Consider the following 18,734-nt stretch of genomic DNA (forward strand, 5'->3'; position numbering starts at 1 on the left):
TGGTCTGTTAATTGATAAATTGTTCCGACTGGATATTCAGTTCAATATCCCAATGCTTAAATTGCACTTGCTCATCATGCAAGTCTGCAACCAACAAAGGCCACTGTTTGGCATCACCAGAAACACTAAGTTGCCATTGTTGCGCATTGTCCACGCTTAATTCAATGGCAGGAAGCATCTCATCGCTGCGACTATGATTTAATAAAACTGCTAAACGAAGCAATAGACATAAGTAAACAAGTTTGTTACCACCGACTTTCATCACATCGACACGTGCATCACTACGTAACTTACGACGATGATGCGCCACTAAATGTGACAAATGGTTTTGATCAATTTGCGAGAAACCCGGAATATCCGAATGTTGCAACAAATAGGCACCATGACGATGGTAACCACTATGACTAATCGCTAAACCAATTTCATGCAGATATGCCGCACGACGCAGTAAATCACTGTCATCACTGGTCAAATTCAGTGCGGTCGCCACACCATTAAACAGTTGTTGCGCGGTATTGACTACACGCTCAGCTTGTTTCACATCTGCGTTGTAGCGACCCATCAACGCATGTACAGAACGATCTCGAACATCTTCATGTTGGAAACGACCCAAGAGGTCATACATCACGCCTTCACGTAATGCGCCATCCGAATAGACCAATTTATCGATATTCAGCACATCAAAGACGGCATATAAAATGGCAATACCGGCTGGCAAAACTGCTCGACGGTCTTCTTTTAGACCATCAAATTCCATTTCATTGACATGCTTATATTTAAGCAATTTATCTTTGAGTTTAAATAGACCGTCACGTGTCAGTTCTTCCTGATCGTTACTCCAGCCCATATTGACACAAATCTGACGACACGCTTTGATCGTACCGCTTGAACCGACAACAGTATCCCAGCCCGCAGCTTTATAAGTGTTAGCAATACCTGCAATTTCCTTGCGAGCAGCATTTACCGCTTTATCAAAACTTTTCAGGTTAATTTCACCATCGGCAAAAAACGCTTTGGTAAAAGCGACACAGCCCATTTGCACGGATTCAGTATGAATCGGTTCAAACTCTTCACCAATAATCAGCTCTGTAGAACCCCCACCAATATCAATCACTAGACGACGACCACTGTTTGCCATGGTATGTGAAACTCCCAAATAAATGAGACGGGCTTCTTCACGACCAGCAATGATTTCAATGGGTTTCGGTAAAATTTCAGCGGCTTTTTGAATAAATTCATGACCATTTTTTGCTTGGCGCAAGGCATTGGTCGCCACAATACGTAAACGGTTGGCTTGGACAGGATTTAAACGCCCTACAAAACGTGCTAGGCAGGCTAATCCTCGTTGCTGTGCGGCTTCGGTCAAATTTTTATTTTCGTCTAGACCTGCGGCAAGCTGTACTTTTTCTGACATTGATGCAACTTTTTTCACTTCGCCATGGTCTACACGTGCGATAGCCAAGTGGAAGCTGTTCGATCCCATATCGATAGCAGCAAGTAATTCTTCATCAATCAAAAAATCAGACATTATTCAAAAAAACCTGTTCAGAATTGTGCTTAGATTAATTCACATACATGCAATTTAAAAGCCATTTATGAGCAGTTCGAACGGAACTTATCGTTTTTTTATCTGAAGCAATGATAGTCATACACGATCATCGGCATCGTGATCATCCATTAGACAAACTGACCATTCAGGTCGAAAATTTACATAACCCCCTACATTGTTATAGTTGGCTATGTAATACTTATAAGCATAGAGTCAACTTAAAAATTAAATCCGGAGCAAAATCCATGTCTGGCAATATCGTAAATACAACTGATGCAAACTTCCAAGCTGACGTACTAGAGTCTGATACTCCTGTACTTGTAGATTTCTGGGCAGGTTGGTGTGCTCCTTGTAAAGCCATTGCACCTGTACTTGAAGTACTTTCAACTGAGTTTGAAGGCAAAGTTAAAATCGTTAAAGTAGACGTAACTTCTTGCGAACAAACAGCTGTAAACTACAACATCCGTAACATTCCTGCATTATTAATGTTTAAAAACGGCGAAGTTGTAGCAACCCAAGTCGGTGCCGCACCAAAATCTAAATTGACAGCTTTCATCGAAGAAAACATCTAATATTTTTTCGATAAAAACAATCGAAAATACGCTGTTTTACACAGCGTATTTTTTTGGTTGATAAATTGACAAATGCTGTGTTCTCTCTTATATTGTTTACTCAAGAAATTAAGGATCTCAAATCCTGTCATTTTCTTACAACACAACACATAAAATGCCGCTCGGCAACAGAATTGTTTTTCACATCTCTCTTCATATAACGAATCAGATCTCTGAATTGTTTTGTGCAAACCAATTGCTATCGTTTCTTGCATGATCGCGGCACATTTGTTGCTCCCTTTTCCAACCTGTACCTCAGAATTTTAGATTCTATCTGACCACCTATGAACTTAACCGAACTCAAGAAAAAACCGATTGGCGAACTCATCAAGATTGCCGAGTTTATGGGCCTCGAAGGAATGGCTCGTAACCGTAAGCAAGATATTATTTTTGCCATCTTAAAGCGCCACGCAATGAACGGCGAAGAGATTTTTGGTGATGGCGTTCTAGAAATTCTGTCGGACGGCTTTGGTTTCTTACGCTCTGCAGCGGGTTCTTACCTAGCCGGCCCTGACGATATCTATGTGAGCCCATCACAAATCCGTCGCTTCAACCTTCGTACTGGTGACACTATTACAGGTACGATTCGTCCACCTAAAGAAGGCGAACGTTACTTTGCATTATTAAAAGTTAATCAAATTAACTACGACACACCCGAAAACTCACGTAATAAGATTCTTTTCGAAAACTTAACACCTTTATTTCCAACCGAACAATTGGTAATGGAATTAGGTAATGGTACAACAGAAGACTTAACTGCGCGTGTGGTTGACTTGGTTGCTCCGATTGGTAAAGGTCAACGTTCAATTATTGTTGCACCGCCAAAAGCGGGTAAAACCATGTTGTTACAAAACATCGCACAGTCGATTGTTCGTAACAATCCTGAATGTTTCTTGATTGTCCTTCTGATTGACGAACGTCCTGAAGAAGTAACAGAAATGGAACGTACTGTTCGTGGTGAAGTGGTTGCTTCAACATTCGATGAATCACCAGCTCGTCACGTACAAGTTGCAGAGATGGTGATTGAAAAAGCTAAACGTCTTGTTGAACACAAAAAAGATGTAGTGATTTTGCTTGACTCAATTACTCGTTTAGCACGTGCTTACAACACTGTAATCCCTTCATCTGGTAAAGTTCTTACTGGTGGTGTGGATGCCCATGCTTTAGAACGTCCAAAACGTTTCTTCGGTGCAGCACGTAATATCGAAGAAGGTGGTTCACTGACGATTATCTCAACTGCGTTGATTGAAACTGGCAGTAAGATGGATGAAGTGATCTACGAAGAATTCAAAGGTACAGGTAACCAAGAAATTACCCTAGACCGTCGTATTGCTGAAAAACGTGTGTTCCCTGCGATGAACATCAAAAAATCAGGTACACGTCGTGAAGAGCGCCTAATGTCTGAAGATAACCTCCGTAAAGTTTGGATTTTACGTAAATTGCTTCATACACAAGACGAACTTGCAGCGATGGAATTCTTGCTTGATCGTATGAAAGAAACCAAAACCAATGATGATTTCTTTGATCAAATGAAACGTAAAGCATCCAACTAAGTTGAATGTTTGACTGAAAAGGCCATCTATAACGATGGCCTTTTTATTTGGTTGACTTTGGTTACACAAAGAAACATTTGATGGATTTCCATGTAAACTTATTTTCAAGTTTATGATTATAAAAAATATATTTTAAAAAACCCTATTCTTTTTAGTAGTTTATTTGCTATTTCGCCAATATAAAACTTTCTCTTAATTGTTATTTTCTGTTAAAAAATGGCCGTTTTTCACCTATTTTTAACTGTTTTTTCAAAGTCACTAGTAGCATTTCAAAATACTCAGTGATAGCATACACGCAGACCAGTTAGACTGCTCTATGCATTTTTAATACCTATTCAAATTAGGCATAATAAAAGCACACAACAGACTAACGCAGGTTATTTTTTAATCTCATATTTTAGAGAGTGATGCCATGTTATTCAAAAAAATCGCTATTGCTGCTGCAGTTGCTACTACTTTAGCTTTCGTTGGTTGTGCTAAAAAAACTGAAGAAGCTGCTCCTGCTGCTGCATCTGAAGCTGCTGCTTCTGAAGTAGTTGCTGCGTCTGACGCTGCTGCTGTTGAAGCTTCTGCTGCTGCTTCTGAAGCTACTGCTGCTGCTTCTGAAGCTTCTGCTGCTGCTTCTGAAGCTACTGCTGCTGCTTCTGAAGCTCAATAATCTAACCGATTATTCAGCACAAAAAGAGAGCCCTTTGGCTCTCTTTTTTATTGCCTCAAACTTTAAAGCCTAGTTCATAAAAATAGCTTAAATTCAAAATACTAAACCCATGCTTATTGAAAAATAAAAACTGAAGATTTAGCTCAAAGAAAGCCACAATCAATCTTTACGACAACTCAACTCAAATATATCGTCTCACTTTAAAACGAATATTCTTCAACATGACTTGTGCGATAGATGATGAACACTGCGCCTACTAAATCAAAGACAAAAAAAAGCAGATCAATCGATCTGCTCATTTCCAACACGTTGACGGAATTTTTGTCCCGCACGGAAGGTCACTACACGACGGGCAGAAATCGGAATTTCTTCACCCGTTTTCGGGTTACGGCCTGGGCGTTGACGTTTATCACGCAACTCGAAGTTACCGAAACCAGAGAGTTTAACTTGTTCCCCAGAGATTAGCGCTTGGCTAATCTCATCGAAGAATAACTCGACCATTTGTTTTGCTTCACGACGGTTTAAACTCGTGAGCTCACTTAAATGATCAGCCATTTCTGCTTTTGTTAATGCTGTCATGAAGCCCTCAATGTCGCCTGGTAAGTGTTTTCCAACACCTGAAGTATGTTATCCATACCGTTTTTGATTTCAGCATCTTCTAATGTACGTGTTGGATGTTGCCATTGAATTGCAAATGCCAATGAGCGCTTGCCTTCTTCGACACCTTGACCAGTGTACACATCGAACAACCAAACTGCGTCTAAAAGTTCACCGCCTGTTTTTTCGATAAGTTGCTGAATTTCACTAACATTAATCTTATCACTAATTAAAAGCGCAATATCACGTCGAACCGACGGAAAACGTGATAATTCTGTAAAATTAGATACATAAGTTTGCAAAACAGCCGATTGATCCAACTCAGCTACCCAAGTTGTTGCCAAATCCAATTCATCTTCTAAAGATGGGTGTAAACGACCGAAGTAACCAATTGATTGACCATTGACTAAGATTTCAGCAGATTGACCTGGATGCAACCACGTACGCTCTGAACGTTCATATTCAACATTTAAACGTGCAGAATTTAAAATCTCTTCTACATCGCCTTTAAAGTCAAAGAAATCCATTGGCTGTGCTTTACCATGCCAAGATTCAGTCGTACGCGAACCTGTTGCAACTAGTGCAAAGGTTGGTATCTGTTTGAGATCATGAATGCTGTTCGCACCTTGATAATCAAAACGTAGACCAAGCTCATAGAAACGAACACGATTTTGCTGACGGTTCACGTTGTATTGCACACATGGAATCAAACTTGATAATAAGGTTGAACGCATCACTGCAAGATCACTAGAAATCGGGTTTGCAAGCGCTAGTGGTTGAACCTGTGGATTCAATTGTTTCTCAAGTTTCGCATCAGCAAAGCTAAAGCTAATTGCTTCTTGATAACCCAAAGCCACTGCAGTTTGACGTAACTGAACCAATTCAAATTGGTCTTGGTATTTCGCCAGTTTGACATCAATCACCGGCAAGCTAATTTGAATATTGTCGTAACCGTGAATACGTGCCACTTCTTCAATGAGGTCTTGGTAAATCGCCATGTCAAAACGGTGTGATGGCGGTACAACTGTCCACTCACCTTCTGCTTTCACAGTGACATTGCAACCCAAACGCGTTAAAGCATCGGTAATAAATGCAGATTCAACTTTATAACCGAGGAGTTGATCGACTTGTGCTTGATTTAGTTCAATGGCTTCACGTTTTGGTAATAACTCTACTTTTTCAGCAACAGTAATTGGACCAAATTCACCGCCAGCTAAATCAGCGATAAGCTGAGAAGCACGGTGCATTGCCGTCATCGGCAATTCAAAGTCTACACCGCGTTCATAACGCTGAGATGCATCAGTATGCAAACCAAAACTACGTGCACGACCTGCGATATAGAGTTGATCAAAGAACGCCGACTCAAGGAAAATTTCAGTGGTATCGTCAGAAACGGCTGAACTTAGACCGCCCATGATTCCTGCAATCGCCAAAGCTTTTTGATCATCCGCAATCACCATCACGTTTTCAGATAATTCAACTTCTTGTTCATTCAACAACGTTAATTTTTCTGCTGCTGTTGCTTGGCGTACACGAACTGACCCTTCAACTTTACCGCCATCGAATGCATGTAAAGGTTGACCCAATTCCATTAAAACGTAGTTGGTAATATCGACCAAAATACTGTGCTGACGAATGCCCGCACGAGCCAATGCACGTTCCATCCACTCAGGAGTTGGTGCTTTGGTATTGACGTTTTTGATCACTCGACCTAAGTAACGTGGGCAACCATCAGTTTCAATAACAACTTTCTTCTCATCAGTAATTGTTGCAGCAACTTCTTTAATTTCAGGGGCAGTCACAGGGAGTTGATTAATCACACCAATTTCACGTGCAATACCACGAATACTGAAACAGTCACCACGGTTTGGTGTAATACTGATATCAATCACATTGTCATCAAGATCTAAATATTCACGCACATTTACACCAACAGGAGCATCTGCAGGAAGCTCTAATAGACCGTCGATTTTGTCTTCAAGATCAATTTCAGACGCACCGCACAGCATGCCTTGCGATTCAACACCACGAAGCTTGCCTTTTTTGATTTTGAAATCGCCCGGAAGTACTGCACCAATGGTTGCTACAGGAGCTTTCATGCCTACACGCACGTTTGGAGCACCACAAACGATTTGTAACGGCTCGCCTGAACCGATGTTTACAGTAGTGACACGTAAACGGTCAGCATCGGGATGTTGAACCACTGTTAAAACTTCACCGACTACTACACCAGTAAATGGTTTTGCAGCAGGAGATAAATCATCAACTTCTAAACCTAACATGGTCAGTTGGTCAGAAAGTGTATCGCTATCAATGGCTGGGTTAACCCATGTACGCAACCAATTTTCGCTAATTTTCATTGTATAAAAACCTATTAATTCTAAATTTCTAATCCCCTCTAGCGCCCCTTTAAAGAAAGAGGACGAACCCTAAGTCATGATGGACAACCCCTCTCCTTTTAGGAGAGGTTAGGGAGAGGTATAAAACTGTTTAAGCAAATTGGCGTAAGAAACGCACATCATTTTGGTAGAACATACGTAGGTCATTAATGCCATAACGCAACATTGCAAAACGTTCTACACCTAAACCAAAGGCAAAGCCTTTGTATTTTTCTGGGTCAATGCCAGCGGCTTGTAAAACGTTTGGATGCACCATACCGCAGCCCAAAACTTCCAACCATTTACCACGTTCATCCATGATATCCACTTCCGCACTTGGCTCTGTGAATGGGAAATAAGATGGACGGAAACGTACTTTCAAATCTTTTTCAAAGAATTCATTTAACAAGTTCACCAACAAACCTTTAAGTTCTGCAAAGCTGGTGTTTTCAGCAACGTACAAACCTTCGATTTGATGGAACATTGGAGAATGCGTTTGATCTGAGTCACAGCGGTAAACACGACCAGGGCACACAATACGGATTGGAGGCTGCTGAGTTTCCATCGTACGAATTTGCACGCCTGAGGTATGCGTACGAAGTAAATGATTCGCATCAAAATAGAAAGTGTCGTGCATCGCACGTGCAGGGTGATGACCCGGAATGTTCAATGCTTCAAAGTTGTGATAATCATCTTCAACTTCTGGACCAGTCGCAACAGTAAAGCCAGCTTTGGTAAAGAATTGGCAAATACGTTCTTGAACTTGAGTCACAGGGTGAATACTACCCACCGTTTGACCACGGCCGGGTAAAGTAATATCAATCGTTTCGCTAGCAAGCTTTTGTTCTAATGCAGCTTTTTGTAATTCAGCTTGACGAGCAGTCAGTGCGCCAGTAATCGATTCACGAACGGCATGAATTTGAGCACCAAAAACTTTACGTTCTTCTGGGTCCATTTTACCGAGCGACTTCGATTGTTCCGCGAGCTGGCTTTTCTTCCCTGTAAATTGCACTCGCACTTGGTCGAGTGTAGCAAGGTCCTCTGCTGCTGCAATCGCAGCGAGCGCTTCAGTGGTCAGGGCTTCCAGTGACATAGTAACTCTCAAAGCAACAATTTAAAAAAATAATATAAACCCCTTATTCTAACAGTTTTTAGCCGTTATGATGAAGCGCATTCACAAGTTAAAATTGCATTAGCATCAAGTTTTAAAAAAAGTATAAGATAAACACAATATCAATGGGATCCAATCTTTATGGCACTCGATCCAATCTGGAAACAACAGCTCACACTCGTCACTTATGGCAATGAATTTCTCAACCAAGGTTTGAGTTTTCAACGTTGGTTGAATCACCACATTTTTGATCAGCACAGTTTCCATTTTCGTGATTTGCTATCACAGCATTTATTGGCTCAACATTTCCAAATTTGGCTAGAAGGCTTAAAAAAACAAGGGGTACAACGCTTAAGTTTACATAGCTCTAGCTTGCTAAATGATGAACAAAATCCGAATGCTAACGTTGAACTTCTTCCCTTTGCCCATTTTATTGTGAGCCACGAACAAAATAAAAAGCAGGCGTGGATTTTTGGTAAAGAACTTGCCGAGTGGTATAACGCAGAAAATGACTATGAAGCACCGGCATCCCAACAACTACAAATACGTCGCGAAACCTTTTGGCGCTATGAGCTGAACCATAAACTCATTAAACGCATCGAAGCAGATATGCAGTTACCAAAATGGGATGATATTCACAACTTCACTGAAGCAGAATTATTTTTACAAAAACCTGCGGAAGGTTTTATTGAGCCGGAGGTGTTGGGCACACCTTATTATGGTACGCAGCCTGATCTAAGCAGCGAATCGAATGAATCTACAAAACTTGCACTCTTGCCAACGGATGCACAAGCGGATTTCGCACATGATAGCTTACATCGCTTAGATGCATTAAACCGCCACATTCAGTCTAAAATTCAGCATCCCTATCATGCAGATGGCAGCATCTATACACCTGAAGAACAGTTAAATTTGCGACATTTTGCTCAAAAAACTGAAGATTTAACGGCAAAATTTATTGTGAAAGTCGCCAATCACTATAAAACTGCACGTTTAACTCCTGTGGTCGAAAGCTCTCCTCTGGATGGATTTAAAACTGAGCGAAGAAAATCAAATCCTCAGCATGCACACACGCCTAATCCAACCCATAAACCCGGTGCAGGTGGAGTGATTACCTTAATTATTATTACGGTAGTGATTTGCTTATTGGCTTATTACTTCGGACTTTAACTGTATAAATGTGATTGACATTAAAAAGCCCTTCTCATAGAAGGGCTTTTTTTATGAACATGCTTATGTATGAATGACCTCAAAATTATGAGGTCGTTAAATAATTAAACGGACGAATTTCTAATCGAACGCGATGCTGATCGGCATGTTGATTAATATAATGACTGACAGAGACTACTTCCCCCTCAAGCTCTGCGTCTGCACCATACATGATTTTGACTGCCTCACCTTTGCGGGGAATCATTTCGAGCTCTACAGTAATGCTACCTTGACCCATACCAACTATTTCAGCCAACATTTTATTTTCCTTTTGTTCTTTTCTATCCATACATTAGGCATGTCGCAAAGCGCGGTATAAAGATTATTTCTGTAACTTAACTGCACTTTTTTATTGATAAAACATCAAAACTTAAACATCAAAAACATAAGAGTCCAATTGTTCTAAAAATGCATCAACTGCATTTGCAGACTTTAAACGAATCCATTGAATATGTTGATATTCAGGTGCATTCATCATCTGTAGATATTTTTCACGATTCGTTTTATGGGTCTTAATCATCCACCAGACAATGGAATCTCGACCAAACATCCGCCAGAAACTTTCCTGATTATTTGAATCCGGCCAAAGATCTTGTTTGGACTTAGCCCGAGAAATTGCGCGCTTTACAGAGCGGTATAAATTAACTGGAAACGAAAGGTCTAACCATATCACCGTATCTATTTCAGACCATTTAACAGGAATCGTCCGAGTATAATTGCCATCAATAACATAACCATTTTTTGCTTTGGCAATTTCAGCTTCGATACGTGCAAAAAAGATTTCGTCAGGACACTCCTGCCAATCATCCAGCCAAAATAGGTTATCCAGTTCAATATAATGTAACCCTAATTTTTCCGCCAAAGCTCTGGAAAAGGTTGATTTTCCAGTGGCCGATGTACCGACTACATTTATTCTTTTCATTGTCATGATGATCTACTTGAGTCTGGTGAATCTACTCCAAGATAACAGCATTGGATCTGTAGGTTAACTTTTATTCTTCATGATAATCCAAAAGATCTGCATCGATATTGATAAAGTCAGGTTCAATTGCAGTATAAAAACACACTTTTCACAGACTATATTGATCCAATAATTTTTCAGTTGGTATTTATCCATTCATTTATGGCCGTCCCCCCTATCTGCACGCCTTATAAAAAAAACAGATTCTAGCTGTCCCCAGATGAATGAATTAATTCTGCTCGCAATTATGATGAACATGCGCAATATAAATACCTTCCCGTTCTGAGCGAAAAGCGCCGTGTGCATGTGCGGGCCTTCAACTGAGCATTAAACAAACCGGCCAGGCAACAAGATCGAAGCTAAACATTGAAATCACGACATAATACGCACAAACCGTGGCTCGGGGCGCAGCACCTACCTAGCCTATTCATTTTCAGATATAATTTAGCGCTAAGCATCGATCAAATATTCAAAATTTAAATATAGTAACCAAACACTTAAATATAAAATTTCAACATAATTATTATGAGACTTTATGAAAACAGAATTTGACATTTATGCTAAAAAACCGCTGATTTCATGGCCAACAATTTTAATGCTTATTTTACTAGGCATTGCGATGGTCTTTATTATACCTTTTTTCAAATGGTTTAGAGATCAAGCTCAACCGCTTAACGTCAGCATAGTGATTGAATACCTGCAATTCACCCTAAAAAATTTCCCGATTTACAAGCTGCAAGCCGATCATGCCCAGCTGATCCTGCTCTACATCGTATCTATAATTGTCATTGATTACTTAAAAACGCAGATTAAACTGGTCATTACGCCTGATAAAATTTATTACCGCTTGTGGAAAATACCTCTCAGCACATTCATTCAGCGGCAGGAGGTAGAATACTGTCAATTTGCCATTCTTGGTATAAAACGCCCAAAACGGATCTCATGGCTGCAGCGTCCCATTTATCAGACTGCCAACAAAGAAAATCCACAGCTTTTATTCTTCCCCCTTAAAAATGTTCAATCTCAACTGCACCTTGCATGCTTAAGTGAACATGAAAAAGGGCAGCTGATTCAAATACTCAAACAATATTATAATTTTCAGGATGAGATTGCGGCGCTGACGCTTTCTCAAGAAGATCTGCAAAATTTAATTCTGCAAACCAAGATCAGCCCGCGGATCGCCTACCTGATTATCGGCAGCGTTCCTATTGGTATTTTGGGCTTATATTTAAACGCGCAAGCGCAGTTCTTTTACATTTCCAATTATCCGGTTTTGCTGTGTTTGGCCATTATTTTTCTGCTGATTTTCATTCCAAGCGTATTGTGGATACAAAAAGATATTCCCAAAATGGCGTTTACAGGAAGCGTGCTGTCCAGTACATTTTTAACGCTGAGCCTGAGCCTTTTTCTAATGCCGGTATTGCATAGTTATTATGCTTTGCATTTTGGCACTCATAAAATGACCGATGCGCAATTACTCTCAATGGATGCAGATGGTCAGAAATGGTTGTTATTAGACAACCAGCAAACTTTTCATATTTTACCCAAAACACCTTTCTACAACACGCACTTTAAAATAAATGCAATTTATGAATTTCCCATTTATTATCATTGGCATAACTATCATTTTCAGCACCGAGACCTTGCTTATGTCCAGCTTAAAACAAAAACCGATTAATATTGGTTAAGCTTACATAAGAATTTAAAGCCCAAAAAAAGACCGCTAAAAGCGGTCTTTTTTTATGTCATAAAGACTTATGCAGCTAATGCATCTTTAGCTTTAGAAGCTAAAGCAGCAAACGCAACTGCGTCATGCATAGCGATGTCAGCAAGTACGCGACGGTCGATAATCACTTGAGCTTTTTTCAAGCCAGCGATCATACGGCTGTACGACAAACCATTTTGACGAGCACCGGCATTGATACGCGCAATCCATAGAGCACGGAATTGACGTTTCTTTTGACGACGGTCACGGTAAGCATATTGACCTGCTTTGATTACTGCTTGGAACGCTACGCGATATACGCGTGAACGAGCGCCGTAGTAACCTTTAGCACGAGCAAGAATTTTTTTATGACGGCGATGAGCCTGTACACCACGTTTAACACGAGCCATTTATAATCTCCTTAGATGTATGGGCACATACGGCGAACTGAAGCAACGTCACTTACGTGAACCATTACACAGCCGCGTAATTGACGGATACGCTTAGCAGATTTTTTGGTCAAAATGTGTCGTTTGAACGCTTGGTGACGTTTAAAACCGTTTGCAGTTGGCTTGAAGCGTTTAGCTGCACCACGGCGAGTTTTCATCTTAGGCATAAGAACCTCTTTTGAACACCTGTTCGGCACGTCTGCACCATTGCAAAGACGCCCTGCAGGTAAGGGAGCGAGTATTCTAAAGCATCTTTGCTCAAAACAAAAGCGAATCTTTCTACCGAATATCGAACTTAATTAATTTTCTGATATAGATTTTCCGATGATTTTATAAGCGATGCCCAATAAGGCTTATATAATGTCGGCACGCCAACTATTACTGTCCATTATGAAACCTGCACAGGATGCTTTTGCAGCCCTACGTTATCGGGATTTCTCGATTGTTACGCTTAATCAATTTTGTCTGACCTTAGCCATTTTGATTCAAGAAATTATTGTTGCTTACTCACTGTATCAAATCACTAAAGACCCGCTAACACTGGGCTTAATTGGTTTAGCCGAAGCAATTCCTTTTATTGCTCTCTCTTTGTGGGGAGGATACTTTGCAGATCGTTTCAATAAACAGACCATTATGAAAATTTGTCTGTTTTTTTCTGTACCTATGCCACTGATTCTTTGGGGGTTATTTCACCAATATGGTCTCGGCCAAATTGATGTCACCCAACTGTCTTGGGGTATTTATTCGGTCATTTTTGGGCTTGGAACGATCCGTGGTTTCTATAATCCCTCGGCAACGTCGCTTAAACCTTTTTTAATCCCGCGGGAGCTCTATGCCAATGGTGCAACATGGACAACGATTGGTTGGCAAAGTGGGGTGATTATTGGGCCAATGCTTGGCGGTTTTATGTTGGCATTTTTAGGCCGTGAGACCAGTTTGCTCAGTGTTGCAGCACTACTAACGGTCTGCTTCGTCCTCATTAATCTGCTCAGTAAACGCAGTTTCCCTAAAATTGAATCTGACAATTTAAAAGATAGTTTAAGTGAAGGTTTTCGTTTTATCTGGAAAACCAAAATTGTCCTTTGGGCGATTTCACTCGATTTAGTTTCTGTGCTTTTTGGTGGCGTGATTGCCCTCTTACCGATTTTTGCCGAAGATATTTTAAAAGTGGGGCCTGAAGGTTTGGGCTACTTACGGGCAGCACCGTCTATTGGCGCCCTGATCACCATGATTGCATTGACCAAATTCCCTCCAACTCATCATGCATGGCGTAATATGTTATTGGCTGTAGCGGGTTTTGGTGTATTTACCATTTTATTCGCATTTTCAAGCAATCTTTGGTTATCACTCTTTGCACTGGCAATGACTGGGGCATGTGACAGCGTGTCTGTGGTGGTTCGTCAGACCATTTTGCAACTTTATCCACCTGAAAATATGCGGGGTCGTGTTGCTGCGGTGAATGGCATGTTTGTTTCTAGCAGTAATGAACTTGGAGCTTTTGAATCGGGACTTGCAGCAAAATACATGGGCACGATCATGGCGACAATCTTTGGTGGCTGTATGACCATGGCTGTAGTTGCAATCAGTTGGGCAAAAACCCGTGACTTGTTTGGGATCGACATTACCCATCAGTCAAAAAAATAATGGCATATTTTCCATTTAAACCTTGCCAGTATTTCCAATACAGGAAATACTGCGCAGCAATATCGACGCATTCATCACTCACTTTGTGATCTTAGAATAGACTTATGAAACAATATCTGTGCTTAACCCTTTTGGCCTGCGCTCCATTTTCTACAGCGTTTAGTGCTTCAACCAAAACCCATCAACTTCCGGCACAGAATATTGAAGTTGCTCCTGCGCATTTAACCACGCGTTTAAATTGGTCGGTTTTTCCAAAACCAGTATATGCCAATGAAGACCTCAAGCAACGTGACCGCGCGGCCATTATTCGTGTCACAGCGAATGCAAAAGGTACAATTACCGATGCAAGTGTTGAAGAAAGTACAGGGGTCGATCAACTCGACCGAATCTTAATTTCTGCTGTCAAAAAAGCTAAAGTCAAACCACATTTAGAAAATGGTGAAGCCAAAGCCATTATTGGCTATCAAGCGTTTAATTTGAGAGTTAAAGGCAATACGCCTGAATGTGATTTCAACTTTGATTCAAAAGTTTGGAATGCACAAAGTGCAAATAAGAAAACGCCATTCCAATATGTATCTCAACCAAAATTAGATCTCACTAGTCATGAGTTGAAACAGCACGACCGTAAAGTCAAATTTAACTTTAAAGTGGACAAACACGGACAAGTGAAAAAGGTCAAGATCAAGCAAGGCTCTGGCATTTATGCACTCGATCAGAAAGTCGTTGAAGCACTAAGAAATAGTCAGATCTCGGTTAAACGTACTGCGAGCACCCTTTGGATCTACAAAAAGTCGAACTTTAAAGATGAAATTCAGTTTCAAGTAAATGGCTGTAAATAAGTAATAGATTCAACATTTCAAACAGGGATTGAATGTTTCAATGCCCTGTTTTATCTCAGAAGAAACCTAAAAATATAAGATAAATACAGAGATAACGCCCGGTTTTCGCTACGGTCACCATGAACACAAAGCGCCAGAAGTTTTCTTTCATTAAACCCGCAATTAAAGTAATAGGGTCTCCAATAATCGGCAGCCAACTCAGCAGCAAAGACCAATAACCATATTTGTGATAAATACCCTGTGCCTGCTGCATTTTCAGCTCTGACACGGGAAACCATGTTTTATTTTTATAATGTTCTACTTTTAAACCGAGCCACCAATTCACACAAGAACCGAGAATATTACCAATACTGGCCACCACAATCAGCAGCCATGGATTATGTTGACCATAGCTCAACAAGCCGAGCAATACGGCTTCGGACTGTAAAGGAAGTAAGGTCGCAGCCCCAAATGCCGCGAAGAATAAAACTAAAAACGACCACATCGAAACGAATGCTTAGAGACCTAATTTTTTCTTCGACTTCAAATATTCAAAATTTGACCAAAGCACTGCTGCAACAATTACAACGATTCTCGACCATTTATATTGTGAAGAAATCGGTTCAATCGCAGCTCGCATCAAGTTTTGATCTTTGGTATGTAAATCTGCAAGAATATTTTGAACATGCACAATTTCAGCGACAAATAGCACTAAGCAGCCTGCAATACCAAAAATAATACTCCAATAGATTCTTGGGTTATTTTCAACAATACGGGTAAAATTTAAGAAAAAGTCTTTCATCGCAAAATCGTCCAACTAAGCCGTCAACAACGCGTTCTTTTCGGCAGCGCCGCATTCTAACACAGCGTTAGAATTTTCTTCCGTCCTATCTAAAATCTTAAGGTGAGTCTTTCCGCACTTTACTTTTATACATGAGACTTCTAATCTGCCACGCAAATATTGAATAATTTTAACTCACTTTATGAAAAAAATTCTTTGCTTAAGTTTTATTGTGTTATTACAAATTTTGACCGCTTTATATGCACAAAGTCCTTCTGAAATTGCCAAACAACACTTGATTACACAAGATCAAATGATTTGGAAAAAGCGACCTATTTTTAACTTCAACAATGACGATCTGGGCAATCAAAATCGTGACCTCAGTTTCAAACTATATGTTTTAGCCACCGGCGAAGTTCAAAAAGCTGAATTAATCAAAAGCTCTGGACTTACACACATTGATAAGCGGGTTGAGCAGTCACTTTTACGTGCCAAGTTCAAACCTTATATCGAAAATGGTGTAGCCTCCCCCTTTGTTGCCGTACAGCCCTTCTCACTCAAGACCCTGAAAGAAAACCAAAGACCTTGGTGGAAAAAGCTTCTATTTATTTCGTAAAAAAAGAGCATGTTTCCATGCTCTTTTTTTAAACGTGTATTGCTAAGGTTTTTTGTACCGCTGGACGGGCCGTCAGTCGATCGATATAGTCTTTCACGTATGGATAATCTTCCAGCTGAATTTGCTGCCATTCATGACGCAGTGCCCAAGGCAGAATAGCCATATCTGCAATCGAATACTCTCCAGCCACAAATTTTTGACCAATCAACTGATGGTTCAAAACTTTATATAAGCGTTTAGACTCATTTACATAACGTTCAGTTGCATACGGAATACGTTCAGGTGCAAAACGACTAAAATGATGATTTTGTCCTAACATGGGCCCAAAACCACCCATTTGCCACATCAACCATTGTTCAACTTCAACGCGCTCAAACTCATCTTCTGGATAAAACAAACCTGTTTTACGTCCAAGATATTGCAGAATCGCACCAGACTCAAAAACTGAAATCGACTCTCCTCGTGGGCCATTCTGATCCACGATTGCAGGGATTTTATTGTTCGGAGAAATTCTCAAAAAGTCTGGCTGAAATTGATCATTTTCCAAGATATTAATCGGAAAAATTTGGTATTCCAAACCCATTTCTTCTAAAGCGATGGTAATTTTATGTCCATTGGGTGTACCCCAATAGTAGAGATCAATCATCTATATTCCTTTTTAATTTTCAGTAAGGCAATCTCATTTTGCTTTATGTATAACATGTTTAATCCAGTGAAAGCTTGTCAGTTTTTCTGAAAAGTAACGTTAAAATGTGAATTATCACTTTGCTTTTAAAATCACTTAAGGTACAAAAATTCAAAAAATATAATTTTTTTATAAAAATCCCTTGAAAAAAATCAGCACAGACCGATATTGATACATGTACAAGGATCAAACGATCTTGTTAGTGAACAGTGGATGCCAAGCATCACTGAACATTTCTTATTGTTACAACTTTGCTTATTAAAGAGAGTTCTAATTATGAGTAGTTTAAATCTTAACCCACTTTTCCGTCGTAGCATTGGTTTTGATCGTTTCAACGATTTATTTGATTATGCCATGCAAAGCGACACACCAAATTACCCGCCATACAATATTGAAAAAACGGCTGAAAATAGCTATCGCATTGTGGTGGCAACCGCAGGTTTTACAGAAGATGAACTTTCGCTAAACTTAGAAAATCAAGTGCTAAGCATTTCAGGTAAACCAACTGAAGCGCAAGATACAACTGTGGAATTCCTGCATAAAGGCATTGCTCGTCGTACATTTAAACTGTCTTTACGCTTAGATGAACATATAGAAGTGCAACAAGCCCTATATGAAAATGGTTTATTGACAGTGGACTTACAGCGTATTATTCCTGAAGAAAAACTGCCACGCCAAATTCCAATTGGCAAAAAGGCATTGATAGAAAGTCCTGTCCAAGAAAATAGCGCTGAGTAAACCCTCATAAAAAAAAGACCCTTCGGGGTCTTTTTTTTGAAAAAAATAGTTAAATTCGTAACATGATAAAAAAGAATTAAAATCATCCCATCTCAAAAATATAGTGTCTAGATTGCAAATTTTATGTTCTGATTTTTTATTCCAAACTAAATACTCCATATAGGTGTTTTTAATGAATCCTTGGTGGGTCTGGCTTACAAGCTGCTCATCTACTCTTTTTAAATTTTGGCGTATCTTGCAAAAAATAATCCTACTCTGTATTACTATCTATTTATATGAAATGTACTTTGTTCTGATTGCTTTTATGACATGGAATATACGACCTAATATTACCAAGATGAAAATCTATTGGAGGGTACTGAAAACCCCTATTTCACGGCCTGTTTTATGTAAATAGATCTCACATAGTTAGCTCAATAAAAAGCTTTGCTCACTTTATACCTACATTAAAACTAAATTAAAGCATTTCAAAACGTCTGAATCGAAACAACGATTGAATATCAATTAAAATATAATCAAATTTGTCTTTCTTAAAGAAACTTACTTAGGGTGTGTTGACATTTACAGCCGATAAATTGAGCTAAAGAGGCAACCATATAAATATACAAGCTAAAGCAACAGCGCTTTGATAGTTACGTTTTAGCTTATCGTATCTTGTGGCAATTCCTCTA

General features: G+C 39.8%; 20 protein-coding genes and 1 pseudogene. 9 read left to right on the forward strand and 12 right to left on the reverse strand.

Annotation, left to right across the window (positions count from 1 at the left end):
- Positions 1 to 7 precede the first annotated feature (7 nt).
- A complete protein-coding gene (gene ppx, locus FTU38_RS13710; RefSeq protein WP_078189571.1) occupies positions 8 to 1,528 on the reverse strand; it encodes an exopolyphosphatase in 1,521 nt (506 codons plus the stop codon).
- Between the two features lie 266 nt (positions 1,529 to 1,794).
- Between ppx and trxA the strand changes: the two genes are divergently transcribed.
- The 3 genes from trxA to FTU38_RS13725 all read left to right on the forward strand — a co-directional run bounded on the left by trxA (position 1,795) and on the right by FTU38_RS13725 (position 4,371).
- Positions 1,795 to 2,121, forward strand: a complete 327-nt coding sequence (gene trxA / locus FTU38_RS13715) for a thioredoxin (RefSeq protein WP_078189572.1) — start codon at positions 1,795 to 1,797, stop codon at positions 2,119 to 2,121.
- Between the two features lie 323 nt (positions 2,122 to 2,444).
- On the forward strand, positions 2,445 to 3,713 hold the full coding sequence (gene rho / locus FTU38_RS13720; protein ID WP_067731074.1) for a transcription termination factor Rho: 1,269 nt from the start codon (positions 2,445 to 2,447) through the stop codon (positions 3,711 to 3,713).
- Between the two features lie 412 nt (positions 3,714 to 4,125).
- The gene (locus FTU38_RS13725; protein ID WP_180111562.1) at positions 4,126 to 4,371 is read left to right on the forward strand and encodes a hypothetical protein; all 246 of its coding nucleotides are present in this window, start codon (positions 4,126 to 4,128) and stop codon (positions 4,369 to 4,371) included.
- A 282-nt stretch (positions 4,372 to 4,653) separates the two neighbouring features.
- Here FTU38_RS13725 and FTU38_RS13730 read toward each other — a convergent pair whose 3' ends face one another.
- The 3 genes from FTU38_RS13730 to pheS all read right to left on the reverse strand — a co-directional run bounded on the left by FTU38_RS13730 (position 4,654) and on the right by pheS (position 8,439).
- Positions 4,654 to 4,950: an integration host factor subunit alpha gene (locus FTU38_RS13730; RefSeq protein ID WP_004649746.1), complete on the reverse strand. Its 297-nt coding sequence runs from the start codon at positions 4,948 to 4,950 to the stop codon at positions 4,654 to 4,656.
- A complete protein-coding gene (gene pheT / locus FTU38_RS13735; RefSeq protein ID WP_180111563.1) occupies positions 4,947 to 7,328 on the reverse strand; it encodes a phenylalanine--tRNA ligase subunit beta in 2,382 nt (793 codons plus the stop codon). The genes FTU38_RS13730 and pheT overlap by 4 nt, the downstream gene beginning before the upstream one ends.
- Before the next feature lie 130 nt (positions 7,329 to 7,458).
- Positions 7,459 to 8,439: a phenylalanine--tRNA ligase subunit alpha gene (gene pheS, locus FTU38_RS13740; RefSeq protein ID WP_180024390.1), complete on the reverse strand. Its 981-nt coding sequence runs from the start codon at positions 8,437 to 8,439 to the stop codon at positions 7,459 to 7,461.
- Positions 8,440 to 8,598: 159 nt separating this feature from the next.
- Between pheS and FTU38_RS13745 the strand changes: the two genes are divergently transcribed.
- Entirely contained in the window at positions 8,599 to 9,627 is a 1,029-nt protein-coding gene (locus tag FTU38_RS13745; RefSeq protein ID WP_180111565.1) for a hypothetical protein, read from the forward strand.
- 85 nt (positions 9,628 to 9,712) lie between these two features.
- Here the strand turns inward: FTU38_RS13745 and FTU38_RS13750 are convergent, their stop codons facing one another.
- Both FTU38_RS13750 and FTU38_RS13755 read right to left on the reverse strand, forming a co-directional pair.
- Complete coding sequence (locus FTU38_RS13750) at positions 9,713 to 9,925, reverse strand: hypothetical protein (protein ID WP_111884721.1); 213 nt, start codon at positions 9,923 to 9,925, stop codon at positions 9,713 to 9,715.
- Between the two features lie 111 nt (positions 9,926 to 10,036).
- The gene (locus FTU38_RS13755) at positions 10,037 to 10,588 is read right to left on the reverse strand and encodes an adenylate kinase (protein ID WP_180111567.1); all 552 of its coding nucleotides are present in this window, start codon (positions 10,586 to 10,588) and stop codon (positions 10,037 to 10,039) included.
- Between the two features lie 574 nt (positions 10,589 to 11,162).
- On the opposite strand from FTU38_RS13755, the gene FTU38_RS13760 reads away from it, so the two are divergent.
- Positions 11,163 to 12,305, forward strand: a complete 1,143-nt coding sequence (locus FTU38_RS13760) for a hypothetical protein (RefSeq protein WP_180111569.1) — start codon at positions 11,163 to 11,165, stop codon at positions 12,303 to 12,305.
- Between the two features lie 77 nt (positions 12,306 to 12,382).
- Here FTU38_RS13760 and rplT read toward each other — a convergent pair whose 3' ends face one another.
- The gene (gene rplT / locus FTU38_RS13765; protein ID WP_004647525.1) at positions 12,383 to 12,742 is read right to left on the reverse strand and encodes a 50S ribosomal protein L20; all 360 of its coding nucleotides are present in this window, start codon (positions 12,740 to 12,742) and stop codon (positions 12,383 to 12,385) included.
- An 11-nt stretch (positions 12,743 to 12,753) separates the two neighbouring features.
- The gene (gene rpmI, locus FTU38_RS13770; protein ID WP_065994397.1) at positions 12,754 to 12,948 is read right to left on the reverse strand and encodes a 50S ribosomal protein L35; all 195 of its coding nucleotides are present in this window, start codon (positions 12,946 to 12,948) and stop codon (positions 12,754 to 12,756) included.
- Between the two features lie 223 nt (positions 12,949 to 13,171).
- On the opposite strand from rpmI, the gene FTU38_RS13775 reads away from it, so the two are divergent.
- A complete protein-coding gene (locus FTU38_RS13775; RefSeq protein WP_180111579.1) occupies positions 13,172 to 14,425 on the forward strand; it encodes an MFS transporter in 1,254 nt (417 codons plus the stop codon).
- A 104-nt stretch (positions 14,426 to 14,529) separates the two neighbouring features.
- Positions 14,530 to 15,264: an energy transducer TonB gene (locus FTU38_RS13780; RefSeq protein ID WP_180111571.1), complete on the forward strand. Its 735-nt coding sequence runs from the start codon at positions 14,530 to 14,532 to the stop codon at positions 15,262 to 15,264.
- A gap of 55 nt (positions 15,265 to 15,319) precedes the next feature.
- Here FTU38_RS13780 and FTU38_RS13785 read toward each other — a convergent pair whose 3' ends face one another.
- Positions 15,320 to 15,748 (reverse strand): YqaA family protein, encoded by a 429-nt coding sequence (locus tag FTU38_RS13785; RefSeq protein WP_168378474.1) that lies wholly within the window; start codon positions 15,746 to 15,748, stop codon positions 15,320 to 15,322.
- A 12-nt stretch (positions 15,749 to 15,760) separates the two neighbouring features.
- Positions 15,761 to 16,045 (reverse strand): hypothetical protein, encoded by a 285-nt coding sequence (locus FTU38_RS13790; protein WP_078192639.1) that lies wholly within the window; start codon positions 16,043 to 16,045, stop codon positions 15,761 to 15,763.
- 181 nt (positions 16,046 to 16,226) lie between these two features.
- Here FTU38_RS13790 and FTU38_RS13795 point away from each other — a divergent pair, with 181 nt between their 5' ends.
- Positions 16,227 to 16,640, forward strand: coding sequence for an energy transducer TonB (locus FTU38_RS13795; RefSeq protein ID WP_180111573.1), 414 nt, complete (start codon positions 16,227 to 16,229; stop codon positions 16,638 to 16,640).
- A 28-nt stretch (positions 16,641 to 16,668) separates the two neighbouring features.
- Here FTU38_RS13795 and FTU38_RS13800 read toward each other — a convergent pair whose 3' ends face one another.
- Positions 16,669 to 17,286, reverse strand: coding sequence for a glutathione S-transferase N-terminal domain-containing protein (locus tag FTU38_RS13800; protein WP_180111575.1), 618 nt, complete (start codon positions 17,284 to 17,286; stop codon positions 16,669 to 16,671).
- 315 nt (positions 17,287 to 17,601) lie between these two features.
- Between FTU38_RS13800 and FTU38_RS13805 the strand changes: the two genes are divergently transcribed.
- Positions 17,602 to 18,063, forward strand: coding sequence for an Hsp20 family protein (locus FTU38_RS13805; protein ID WP_168378471.1), 462 nt, complete (start codon positions 17,602 to 17,604; stop codon positions 18,061 to 18,063).
- 580 nt (positions 18,064 to 18,643) lie between these two features.
- Here the strand turns inward: FTU38_RS13805 and FTU38_RS13810 are convergent.
- Positions 18,644 to 18,734, reverse strand: a pseudogene (locus FTU38_RS13810) (IS5/IS1182 family transposase); the annotation flags it as partial.

It is taken from the genome of Acinetobacter sp. YH12098 (genome assembly GCF_013419235.1).
Classification (GTDB): Bacteria; Pseudomonadota; Gammaproteobacteria; order Pseudomonadales; family Moraxellaceae; genus Acinetobacter; species Acinetobacter amyesii.